The sequence below is a fragment of the Fibrobacter succinogenes genome (genome assembly GCF_902779965.1).
GTDB lineage: Bacteria > Fibrobacterota > Fibrobacteria > Fibrobacterales > Fibrobacteraceae > Fibrobacter > Fibrobacter succinogenes_F.
The window spans coordinates 40,497-52,127 of record NZ_CACZDK010000005.1; the positions used below are offsets into that span (position 1 = coordinate 40,497).

Annotated in this window: 8 protein-coding genes; 4 read left to right on the forward strand and 4 right to left on the reverse strand. The window is 44.8% G+C overall.

Annotation, left to right across the window (positions count from 1 at the left end; all coding sequences use genetic code 11):
* Positions 1–49 precede the first annotated feature (49 nt).
* The 4 genes from HUF13_RS03845 (at position 50) to HUF13_RS03860 (ending at position 3,563) form a co-directional block, all read left to right on the forward strand.
* Entirely contained in the window at positions 50–1,387 is a 1,338-nt protein-coding gene (locus HUF13_RS03845) for an ATP-dependent 6-phosphofructokinase (RefSeq protein WP_173388868.1), read from the forward strand.
* A 22-nt stretch (positions 1,388–1,409) separates the two neighbouring features.
* Positions 1,410–1,553 (forward strand): hypothetical protein, encoded by a 144-nt coding sequence (locus HUF13_RS03850; RefSeq protein ID WP_173473897.1) that lies wholly within the window; start codon positions 1,410–1,412, stop codon positions 1,551–1,553.
* A gap of 7 nt (positions 1,554–1,560) precedes the next feature.
* Positions 1,561–2,403, forward strand: a complete 843-nt coding sequence (locus HUF13_RS03855) for a hypothetical protein (protein WP_173473898.1) — start codon at positions 1,561–1,563, stop codon at positions 2,401–2,403.
* 179 nt (positions 2,404–2,582) lie between these two features.
* Positions 2,583–3,563: an Rpn family recombination-promoting nuclease/putative transposase gene (locus HUF13_RS03860; RefSeq protein ID WP_173473899.1), complete on the forward strand. Its 981-nt coding sequence runs from the start codon at positions 2,583–2,585 to the stop codon at positions 3,561–3,563.
* A gap of 121 nt (positions 3,564–3,684) precedes the next feature.
* Here the strand turns inward: HUF13_RS03860 and HUF13_RS03865 are convergent, their stop codons facing one another.
* From HUF13_RS03865 to pta, 4 genes are all read right to left on the reverse strand, one after another.
* Complete coding sequence (locus HUF13_RS03865; protein ID WP_173473900.1) at positions 3,685–5,283, reverse strand: hypothetical protein; 1,599 nt, start codon at positions 5,281–5,283, stop codon at positions 3,685–3,687.
* 3 nt (positions 5,284–5,286) lie between these two features.
* Entirely contained in the window at positions 5,287–6,120 is an 834-nt protein-coding gene (locus tag HUF13_RS03870) for a TIGR02147 family protein (protein WP_173473901.1), read from the reverse strand.
* A 162-nt stretch (positions 6,121–6,282) separates the two neighbouring features.
* On the reverse strand, positions 6,283–9,582 hold the full coding sequence (locus tag HUF13_RS03875) for a hypothetical protein (protein WP_173473902.1): 3,300 nt from the start codon (positions 9,580–9,582) through the stop codon (positions 6,283–6,285).
* Positions 9,583–10,094: 512 nt separating this feature from the next.
* Positions 10,095–11,498 (reverse strand): phosphate acetyltransferase, encoded by a 1,404-nt coding sequence (gene pta / locus HUF13_RS03880; RefSeq protein ID WP_173473903.1) that lies wholly within the window; start codon positions 11,496–11,498, stop codon positions 10,095–10,097.
* Positions 11,499–11,631: the final 133 nt, after the last annotated feature.

Sequence of the window (11,631 nt, forward strand, 5' to 3'; positions counted from 1 at the left end):
TGGTTTCTCTTTTTTTAAACGGGAACCATAAAATTCAAAGAGGCACGGTATGACTCAGGACGATATCATCAAGAATCCGTTGGATTATGATCTTTCCATTGAAACCGTTGGCAAGGGCACGCTTAAGTCCCCGATGAACGGCGTTCCTTTCGTTTCTGAAAACGATAAAGTCAGCCTTACCACTGACGTCAATCTCATCTCTGATTACTTAGCGAAGGGCATCCCGGTACCTTCACTCGAAGTGGCCGGCCCTCGACAGACAATTTTCCACGACCCCGCCTGGACGCGCGCAGGTATCGTAACTTGCGGAGGCCTCTGCCCAGGCCTCAATAACGTGATCAAGGGCCTTGTACAGGTGCTCTGGTTCGACTACGGCGTAAGGAACATCTTCGGTATCCCGTACGGCTACCGCGGCCTGAACCCGAATTACGGCTACTCCCCCATCGTGCTTGACCCGGATGTGGTCGACGCCATCCAGGAAGACGGCGGTACGATTCTCGGTAGCTCCCGCGGCATGCAGGACCCGGCAGTCATGGTCGATACGCTCATGCGCTTGAACATCAACGTATTGTTCTGCATCGGCGGTGACGGTACGCTCCGCGGCGCACACGCCATTGCCGAAGAAGTCAAGAAGCGTAAGCAGCCCATCTCGATTATCGGCATCCCGAAGACGATCGACAACGACTTGAACCTGATTGACAGAACGTTCGGTTTTGAAACCGCCGTGCTTAGCGCTACAGACGTGATTACAAGCGCGCATATCGAAGCTAACGGAGCATTCAACGGTCTTGGCCTCGTAAAGCTCATGGGCCGCGATTCCGGCTTTATTGCCGCATACGCATCGCTTGCGACAACAGTTGTGAACATCTGCCTCGTCCCCGAAGTCCCCTTTACGCTCGATGGGCTTTTTAAGGCTCTTGAAAGCCGATACGCCAGTGGCAAGACGCATGCCGTGATTGCCGTCGCCGAAGGCGCCGGACAGGAACTTTTCAAGAACCAGGAAGAACGCCGCGATGCTAGCGGCAACATTCTGAAGAACGATATCGGTGAATTCCTGACCAAAAAAATCAAGGAACATTTCGACAGCGTCGGCAAGGAAATCAACATCAAGTACTTCGACCCGAGCTACACGGTGCGTAGCATCCCCGCCAAAGGCACAGATGCCATTTTCTGCTTCCAACTCGCCGAAAGTGCCGTACATGCAGGCATGGCAGGCAAGACGGACATGGTCGTTGGCAGCATGAACAACGTTTTCTCGCACGTGCCTATCGAATACGCCGTCAGCGAACGCAAGAAAATCAACCCCAACGGAACCCTGTGGCACGCCGTTCTCGGTATCACTCGCCAACAGGACTATTTCTCCGGCAAGGGCAAACGCAGCAAGTAACCATTAATTTATTTTATATACTATGTTAAAAAAAGAAGAAAAAGTCATAATCCGCACTGCATTGATGGAGTACCGCAATCTTTTGTTCAAAACATTCCACGGCACAGACGAAGAAAAAAATCGCATTGCCATGGTGAACAAATTGCTCCAGAACTGGAAAGTCTAGCGTAATCATGAAGATTACGCCCCACATTTTTCTCGTATTGTTGCTCGCGTTTAGTTTTGCGGGAGCAAACGATTACCTGCACATAGCGGATTCCTGCTATGCGGCAAGAGCGTTGCGCGCTAACGGCGACAAGGCCGATGCAAAGAACGCGAGAATCATGAAGGAAAATTACCGCAAGGCGATGGAAGATTCCACTGTTCTGGAACAAGCGACGGAAGGCTACGTCAAGACGCTGTACTTTTGCTTTAGATTCGTGCAGTTCGACGAAAAGAAGCGCCAGCTCCATTTGGACACATTGATGGACGCCAGCAAAAGCGCCTACGAAAAGTTCCCGAAGAACAAGGAAATCGCACACGTTTACGCCTCGACGCTTTCGATGTGGGGTTCCGAGCGGAACGTGTTTTCTTCGCTCAAGGAAGGTATCGCAGGTAAAGTTCGCGATGTCGCAACCGCAGCCGAAGACTGGCAGATTCTCGGGCGCGCGCATTTCGTATTGCCCTATGTGCCGCTAATCCTCTCGTGGCCAGACGAAAAGCTTGCTGACAAATACTTGACGATGGCACTTGAAAAGAACCGCAAGGATATTTACAACTATTACTTCCTTGCCGACCTGCGCTACGATCAAAGCCGTTACGATGATGCCGTGGAACTGATTGTACAGGGCCTAGATGCAGGCGTTCGCCCCGGCTACATTCTCGAAGACAAGCGCGCACGCTGGCACTTGAAAGAACTGTGGAAGAAAATCGACTACAAGCATAGAGACAAGCTTTCGCCAAAGCATCTTGAGGATGGCGAAAACATCCGAAAAGCAATTGAAGCGCTGAGAAAAGCAAATCAAAAGAAGAAATAAGGTGAGAGTTTCTGCTCTTTATTTTGGCTTGAATATTTTATTTAATTTTAAAATTTACAAACAAGTTACAAACATACACTTGCCAGCATATTCAATTATTGGTACATTACCGCATGACCCTTGAAAAGGCCTCAGGCATCCGAAAATTTTCGGATGTTTTCTTTTTACCAGGAGGCTAAATGAATCAAGGACAAATTCTATTTCGCAACCATGATGGATTCTTCCATTACGTGTACGGCGTTCCAAAAAACGCTAAAACTCTGTTGAACATCTGCCGCAAAAACAGCCATGATCTTGATCGAATTCTTTCCGATGTCGATTTAGACACGCTTGTGCGCTTGCCGGGGTCGTACAACGAAGTGGGCGAACGCGGTGAAGCCGATATCGCATTCAAGGCTCACATTTTGAACGGTGGGGAAATCAACGTTGGCATTCTCATGGAACACAAATCTAAAAGAAAAAAGAACGTGTTAAATCAAGTGGGTCGCTACGCCCTTAGGGTCATCATGGATCATGATGACGAAATTTTCAGTTGGATTCCCACAAAAGCGGTTATCATCTACAACGGCCCTACAGAGTGGGATCCATTGGCAGAATTCCGTAAAAAAGCTCGTGCCAAGTTTCAAGGAAATGAACTACCTTTCGAATGCGTTCTTGTAAATCTCGCGAACATAGATGAATCAGTCTGTCTCGAATCGGACACACCCTCTGCAGCCATCGGGGCAATTGCGATGAAATACGCCTTTAACCCAGAAGGGTTTAAGGCTGTAATTCCGATTGTGGAAAAAATGCTTCAAAAAATGCCGAGCGACGAGCAGACTACTCTTATCGAAAAAATCATATTATATTTAGGTGAGTATATTGATGAATTTGCTGTGGAGGAACTTCAAATGGCATGGAAAAGTATCGGACAGAGAATGGGCTTTGTAAGCGCAGGCGATGCCCGCCGTGCCGCTGAAAAAGAAGGACGTAGAGACGGATTTAAGAAAGGACATGCCGAAGGACATGCCGAGGGACGCGCTGAAGGACGCGCTGAAGGACGCACAGAGGGGCATGCAGAAGGTCTCACCGAAGGACAGAACAACGCATTCGACGCGATGCGCAAAATCGGCATTCCCGAGGAAAAAATTCAAGAAGCCAAGGCTCTGCTAAAATCCTAAAAATTCATCAAAATCAACTAAACAAAAATTATTACACGCAATAACAAAAAAGACGGACAACAAACCGTCTTTTTTCCAATTCGTCGTCCGGCCCCTTAAGGGAAAGAATCCCGTTAAACTTTTACTCATTTCGGTTAGAACCGATGGCTAATATATTCAATAATACAATAGAGTTACCCGAATATGTCTGAATATGGAATTTTACTTTAGCAACATGTTTGGCAGCTTCTTCACCAGAAATAACTTCATGCTTTTTATCAGTATCAGGCTGCTTGAATTGGTTCCATTCAAAACACTGTGTAGATTCACTGCTTTCAAGAACAACCTCTGGCAAAGCACCACCTATTTTGGAATTAATAGAATCTCCAAGATCCAGTTGCATTGAAAGCGAGACATCACCACCAGCATATTCATAATTAGCAACAACGCAAATTCCATTCCAATTCTGAATGTCGGCAGAAAGCATTTCGCCGTTTGTATCAAAGCCAGCTACATAAAAACCGACATCAGAAAATAAGGAATTATCCACGTAGCCTTTTCCAAACACTACAGCAATAGACAGACTATCAATAGGATAATAATCAGGGAGATTACTTATATTTCCATAAACTGTTTCGTATGTCGAATGCCATTCATACTCTATTTTTGCACCCTTTTCAGAATTATCTTCAAAGAAAAATGTTCCAGCATTATTCCCAAATTTGGAAGGGCGATATGAATGTGCTTTTGTATTCACCTGATAGTCTCCGACTGACCATAAATCTCCATGTCCAGGGACAACACAAGTTTTACCGCCTTTGCCTTTGCAAGGGTCAACTTCTGGAGGCGCTGATTGATTTTCTTGATCCCTGCCTGTACCGATGGCTAAAAAACTGAAAGATCCATTATCGGAACCAGGTTGTGCCTGGAAATGGAATATGACCTTTTCAACATGTTTTGCAGCCTCTTCTCCAGAAATGATTTCATGAGCCCCTTCTATATCCGGCTGCTTGAATTGATTCCAGTCGTAGCACAAAACTTCATTTGTTCGACGAGGTCGAGATTCAAAAGGAAAAAGATTAGATTTTTCCTCCTTTTGCGTAATTACCGTTACCGACGGCAAAGCATAACCCATTATTTGATTAAGGGAATCGCCTAAATCAAGCTGTATTACCGGATCAATTGAACCTCTGTACATCATGCAGATTCCTTTCCAATTTGAAACGTCTGCTGAAAGCGCTGTTCCGTCGGAGTCAAATCCCGCTACGTAAAAACCAATATTGAAGTAAGAATTTTCAGTCATGCTATCTGGATCAAACTGATAATCACCGGAAAGAAAACCATTATATTTGGAAGAACTGTCTGGGTGCAAGAATACCCGCGTTACGCTCCCTTCTATAGAATCCGTTTCAAAAAAGATTTCTCCCGCATGTTCTCCAAATTTGTCGAAATCCGAGGCATAAACATTCGTTTTTACAACAGGATCTCCTATTGATAACAAATCACCATCACCAAACATTTGACCATGTAAACATCCAACATCCCCCCAATCTCCGCTAACTTTACAGAGGACTAGATGATCTTTAGACGAACTCGAAAGTTCCGAATCGACACTGCTCGACGAAGAACTTTTTTCTGCCGTTAATACACTCGGGTCATCAGACGATCCCGAGACATCCGCCCCTGAGCATGCGAGCACCACAAGCGATGCCACATATACCATATATAATTTCATATTCATTTTTTACTCCTCCAATTTTCCCTTGACCTTTTTCGATAGCGGGAAAAACTGTAAATTTAGCCTGTAAACCTGATCAAGCTTTCCGCAACTCGCCGCTATCGAAATAATTTTCTTGCGGCATGCTTCCAGCTCTTTCACGATTTCTTCGTAACCTTCGCGATTCACGCCCAATGTAACGCCAGCGACATGACGATCTTCGGCATTGAACTGATCAATAGATTCTATTCCAAGGCGCCCCATTTCACGGTGCATCATGCGGATTGCAAACGGCAGGGCTTCTTTGGAACCAGCAACAGCCTTATCCGTTTGCTCATAAACATTTTCACGAGTCTGCTTAAGGAAACCTGCATTTTCAAGAAAATTGAGAGACTTGCGAACCTCTTGCGCCGAAACTGTCTGGCAACATTTTTTGGCGATTTCTCCTGGCATAGCTCCCGGCATCATCGGGGCAAGTTCACGCACTACTGGATTTCTCCAACTTTCATAATACTCAAAAGCGTTCTCGTCAATCAAGCGCACTTTGTTTGCAGCTGAAATAGCCGCCATTTTGTCAAGGTACTCCTTTTTCACATCATCTTTTTGTGCATTGACAAAATTCACCATCGCTTCGAAATAATCAATTTCATACCCAACAAGACCCATGGCGACCGCCACACGATTCATCGCCACACGACTCAGGGAACTCTTGCCATCACACACAAGTTTCAAATACGAAGGAGATGTGAAACCAGCAATCCTTGCAAACTCTCGCCAAGTAAACGCCGATGTTCTCTTGCGTTCTTCGTAAAAGTCGGCCATATAGACCCGGTAATCATTATATTCAACAATCGGTCTCATGTAAGTTAATATATATTAAAAGAAAGCCAACGTCAATACACAATGATACAAAATACAAAAATATTTCAAATTTAGGTGTTTTTAATAAAAAAACAGCAAAATCAGAAATATCGTAAATGATACAAAAGTATCATTTACGCCTTGTTTCTCAATCTCCTTTTGTTAGAATGCGTAAGCGACCTGCGTTGCGTCCGTCGGATTGAAATCAACACGGTACACGCGAGAATACTGATGGATGTCAACATCTCGACCGAGAATGCGACCATAAATCGCCTTATACACCTGGCCCATGACAACTTTTGCCTTCGGAGCATAGACGGTCCCTGCCCAAAGGCCTTCGATGCAGACTTTCTGCGATGAATGGTGCGCCAGCTTAAACCCTCTGGCTACATTCACCCAATATTGAGTATTACTTGCAGGTTCACTATTGTATGTTCTCCAAATAATTTTTCCGTTTGTATGGAGAACAGTGCCTTTACCCGGTTCGGCAAAACGCACTGTCGAATTAGGCTCAATCTGAAGCATGCTATCCACAAACATTTCACCCGGCTCAATAACCAGTGTGGCTCCAGATTCCACGCGAAGCGAGTAGAATGTATCCCCGTCCTTCAAACGATACGATTCACCTCCATGTACCACTTTAGTTTGAGACTTGGCAATAGAAGGCATGGGAACCGAATATGCGTAGGTATATTCATTTTTCCAATCATTTACATATTGCAGAGTTACATTTCCTTCTATGGAAGCCCCATCTTGTTTGGTAAGGTAATCTAAAGGATTTTGCGATTGCAAATACATAGCCAAAGCTTCTTCAACGTCATTGTTTTCCCTTATAAATTTCGAAAATTCCGAAGGCGCTTTCTTTACTGCATACAAGTTAACATCTTCATGGACAACAGAAGAACCACGTAAAAACGGATACGAATGCTTCCCAGGATAACGAGGTTCACCGACACCATCTACAAAAGCACCTTTATCATATCTAACATCTACATTCCCCACATGAGCGCGAGCTCCTATATTGATTGGCTCATACGAAATATCATATGAAAATTTATTTTCATCGGAAGCCGCTACATTGCAATAAGAATCGCTCACCATATGTGTATTGTAGCATTTCACGCCGTCGTTAATTCGCACGTATTCACGTCCAAAAATTGTATAGTTTTCCGGAACGTCCATGTTAACAACAACTCTGCCACCCTTGAGGCCATCTTCGATACCGTCGCCATCATCATCCGGGTCAAGTTCCGCCGGAATGTCATTCTGATTTTTATCATAGGTTGCACGAATTTCGTACAAATCATGAGCGAATTCATAAGCATCGTATATATGTTCTACATAGCAATTGGAACAAGCACCATCAGCCGTCACCGTATAATCAAAGATTTCTCGTTTATCTTCAATACCGTCATTATCGGAATCTACAAGATTCTTATTCAAACAAATGCTTTCATGTGTCAAGTCTACACAAAATCTTGTATTTTCTTCAAAATCCGTAATACCGTCACCATCAGAATCCGTATGAACAAGAGGATTTGACATTTCAACATTGCCATAGGTAACATCTGGAATAAAATAGCCTTTAATTCGCTCACCATAATTTAAAGATGTTCCAAGATTTCCTTGGTTATCAACAAAAGCAAAATAGAACGCATAATTGCTAGCATCGCCCACATAGCCATAGATAAGCATCGCATGTCCAGCAAGCGTCGCATGTCCAGGAACATGCAAGTAAATGAGCTTGTTATTGTCAATCGCATTTTTGACAGTCGCATAAGAAGGCGCTCCCTTTCCATAATTCAGCCTATTCACTTTCAACGCCCATTTCAACGCTTCTACAACATTTCCCATAGGTTCACCAGTTGCAGGATCGAGAAGATCCTCTTTTGTTAGCGTATCAATTCTTATGAATCCACCCTCCGGGCGGAACGGGGACAATAGAGGATCTTCTATTTTATAGAGCCCATAGTAAACGATTTCATCCTGAGTCAAATTGCCTCCATAAAAGTGATTCATCACTTCCGTGGCAATCGCCCAGCATCTAGTATTCTCATGCCATTCTATTGCAGCGGCATCCATATTGGGCCTATCCCAAGAATAACCGGGCGTTACAGTCAAATAGTTAAGGTCCAACATTCTCGTGTCACGACGGCCCTTAATTTGATGTATTTTAAGCTGTTTAAAAATACTAGTATTGATATTGGCTTTTTGAATATCAATATTTTCCACGTTCATCTCCAAAGCCCCATTATACATGCGACTAGTCCAAAATTCATCTTCTCCAACCACAGTCCATGAATAAAGCCCTTCAGTCAGTTCCAAAGATAAAGACGTGTTAGGCGTACTCAAATTATAAATATCATTATTATTTCGATCACGTACAACAACCCTGTACGAATCAACTCCTTGCACTGGAAGCCAGCTGAAAAGAACCTTATTATCCCCTGGAATCTGCTTAATAACAGGCTTATTCGCAGAAGTCTTAATCGGCAAAGGTACAGAAACAAATTCATCAGGATTGTCGTTACTGGTAAAGCTAAACCAATCATCCGTTTTTACACCAGACTTGTTCGGTTTAAGACGGAAAAATACATCTTTGGAGTAATCAGCATTATAGCTTTGAACTTGCTTTTCTGCAGGAAAAAACGCCCGCAAATCGTTCCATACTCCGGCATTAACCGCATCAGCAGCATGTGCGCCAGGTTCACCCCACGCAACATACGAAACAACAGAATTATTTTGTTTCAAGAAAGCTTCGCCATAGCCGCCCCAATTAAAGTTTGACAAAATTTGCGATTTACCAGCATTTCCACATGCCGTTTGATTTTGGCAAATACGGAGAACTTCGCCAGATTCAAGAGAACCATTTATCGAGAATGCGGAATTATTCGCATCAACTAACTGAAAATTCGACAAGACTACGGTAGATTTACCATCGTTTTTTAATTCAAGCCAAGAATTTTCTGAAAACTTGAGACCCGAGATTTTAACAGTCTTCGGCTCCGGCGCAATTTGAACATCAGGAACAGTCCCAAAAACAACATCATCGCCAGAAAGCAGCACTACTTTCGTATTCTTTTTAAATGAAGAAAAAGCCTGATAACTATAATCTTTCGACTTATCCCAACTCGACCAATTTTCGTTATGCAAAGAAATGCTGAATCCATCCATATTGGGATAATATCCTACAGAAATAGAAGGCATTCCCAATTCAAAATAAGCAAGGTCTTCATTTACATCATTTACTGATATTGAAGCACCGGCCAAATAATGTTCATCAACAGCATACGCCGAAGATGGCTTGTGAAAATAGTATCGAAGTTTTGCATCCCTGATAGGAGAACCGGAATCATTGTTGATTCTGAGTTTAATCCCAGTTATGGACGAGTTGTTGTGCTGTTCATCGTAAAAGTCTACAGAAACAGCAAATGCCTGGCTCGCCAAAAGAATTGCGAGCATAAAACTGTTTTTTTTTCATACATTTCCCTTATTTTTGTTTTTTTTTCAAACAATTCCATACTTCCAAAAAAACTTTATTCAAATATACAATATTAATTTTAAAACAAATTAGTGTATTTGTACAAACGTTACTTATACAAACAAAATTAACATTTTGCAAACAAATCAGACAAAAACTTAAGAAAAAATAAAAAGACGGATTACAATCCGTTTTTTTTGCTTTAGATACACAATTTTGCAAGAATATCACACAAGCGAGAATCGCGAAGCAAAAAAAAACGGACTTTAAAAGTCCGTTTTTTTTATTGGAGATTCCGGCGCAAGGCCGGAATGACATTTTTGGCTTTTACGAGAAAGGGATGCCCGCTTAAAGCGGGCATGACAAGCGCGAGAGTTTCGCGCAGTTCGCAGATCCTTACTTTTGTGAGCTACAAGAGCCTCGTATCAACGAGGCATGGTTGCGAGAGTGAGGCGAAGACGGAGGTTCTATTTTGCAATAGAGCCGAACGGTCTTATTTTTGAGCCTGAACTGCCGTCAAAGCAATCGTATAGACGATGTCTTCGACGAGGGCGCCGCGGGACAAGTCGTTCACCGGCTTGGCGAGGCCCTGAAGCATCGGGCCGATAGCGATTGTGCCATGAGCGGAGCGCTGCACAGCCTTATAACCGATATTACCGGCAGAGAGGTCCGGGAACACGAACACGGTAGCCTTGCCAGCGACCGGGCTGTTCGGGGCCTTGAGGGCGCCAACACTCGGAACGGTAGCAGCATCGTACTGGAGCGGGCCATCGATGAGCATTTCGGGGCGGGCAGCCTTTGCTGCGGCAGTTGCAGCCACGACGAGGTCTGCATCCGGGCCCTTGCCCGAATTGATGGTGCTGTAAGAAAGCATGGCCACGCGGCTCGGGAGGCCGAAAGCCTTTGCGGTGTCATCGCACTGGAGAGCGATATCGGCAAGTTCTTCAGCAAGCGGGTTCAGGTTGATAGCGCAGTCGCCATAGATGTATGTCTTGTCCTTCATGCACATGAAGAACACAGAGCTTACGGACTTTACGCCCGGAGCGGTACGGATAATCTGGAGAGCCGGGCGGAGCGTATCAGCCGTGGAGTGGATGGCGCCAGAAACGAGGCCGTCCACTTCGCCGAACTTGAGCATCATCGTCGCAAGCATTACGTTGTCAGAAAGAGCAGCACGTGCAGATTCCGGAGTCATGCCCTTGGCCTTGCGGAGTTCCACGAGAGTCGGCACGTACTTTTCGGCAAGTTCTGCACTCGGTTCGATGATTTCAATGTTGGCCGGGAGCTTCACACCTACAGACCTTGCTGTAGCTTCGATGTCAGCCTTCTTGCCAATGAGCACCGGCACAGCGATGTTGCGTTCGACGGCGAGGCAAGCGGCCTGCACGGTACGCGGTTCGGAACCTTCCGGAAGCACGATGCGCTTCACGCACTTGGATGCTTTAGAGAGGAGGCTTGCGCGGAACATGGCCTGGCTTACGCGGCGTTCGGCAGCCGGAGCGGCGAGGTCACCGGCGAGGCACTTTTCGCAGCGGAGCAAGCGCTTGGGGCAGAAGAGTTCAGCATCTTCGCCATCGGCAAAAATCTTTGCATCGAGAGCAGAAGCGAGATCGTCGTTATACTTGTGAGCAATGACATCGTTCATGCCTGTTGCACCTTCTACGACAACTGCATCGACTGCATCAAAATCTTGAGCGAGGAAATTGGCGCAGATCTTTTCCATGAGCACGGCGGACTTACCAGCCTTGATTTCTTCTACGCTATCTGCAGCGCTGATAACATCGAGCGGCTTGTAGACAGAGGCAATGAGACCAGCCTTGGTAACAGCGTCAACGATTTCCTGGACTTTGGCTTCCATCTTGGAAGCTGCCGTGGCAACTAGGTAAACACGATTCATTTTTATCTCCATTTTGAATTTACAAGTGTAAAAGTAGGATTTTAGCCCCAATCTAGCACCTCTTTTAATGAAAAAAATTGCTTATTATAGCCCTATATACAAACTTTCAATTTTACTACACGAAAAACAACCC

Excerpts from the sequence above, each read along its gene's own strand:
- HUF13_RS03860 (WP_173473899.1), top strand. The coding sequence starts at position 2,583 with ATGAATCAAGGACAAATTCTATTTCGCAACCATGATGGATTCTTCCAT.
- HUF13_RS03855 (WP_173473898.1), top strand. The coding sequence starts at position 1,561 with ATGAAGATTACGCCCCACATTTTTCTCGTATTGTTGCTCGCGTTTAGT.
- HUF13_RS03875 (WP_173473902.1), bottom strand. The coding sequence starts at position 9,582 with ATGCTCGCAATTCTTTTGGCGAGCCAGGCATTTGCTGTTTCTGTAGAC.
- HUF13_RS03845 (WP_173388868.1), top strand. The coding sequence starts at position 50 with ATGACTCAGGACGATATCATCAAGAATCCGTTGGATTATGATCTTTCC.
- pta (WP_173473903.1), bottom strand. The coding sequence starts at position 11,498 with ATGAATCGTGTTTACCTAGTTGCCACGGCAGCTTCCAAGATGGAAGCC.
- HUF13_RS03870 (WP_173473901.1), bottom strand. The coding sequence starts at position 6,120 with ATGAGACCGATTGTTGAATATAATGATTACCGGGTCTATATGGCCGAC.
- HUF13_RS03865 (WP_173473900.1), bottom strand. The coding sequence starts at position 5,283 with ATGAATATGAAATTATATATGGTATATGTGGCATCGCTTGTGGTGCTC.
- HUF13_RS03850 (WP_173473897.1), top strand. The coding sequence starts at position 1,410 with ATGTTAAAAAAAGAAGAAAAAGTCATAATCCGCACTGCATTGATGGAG.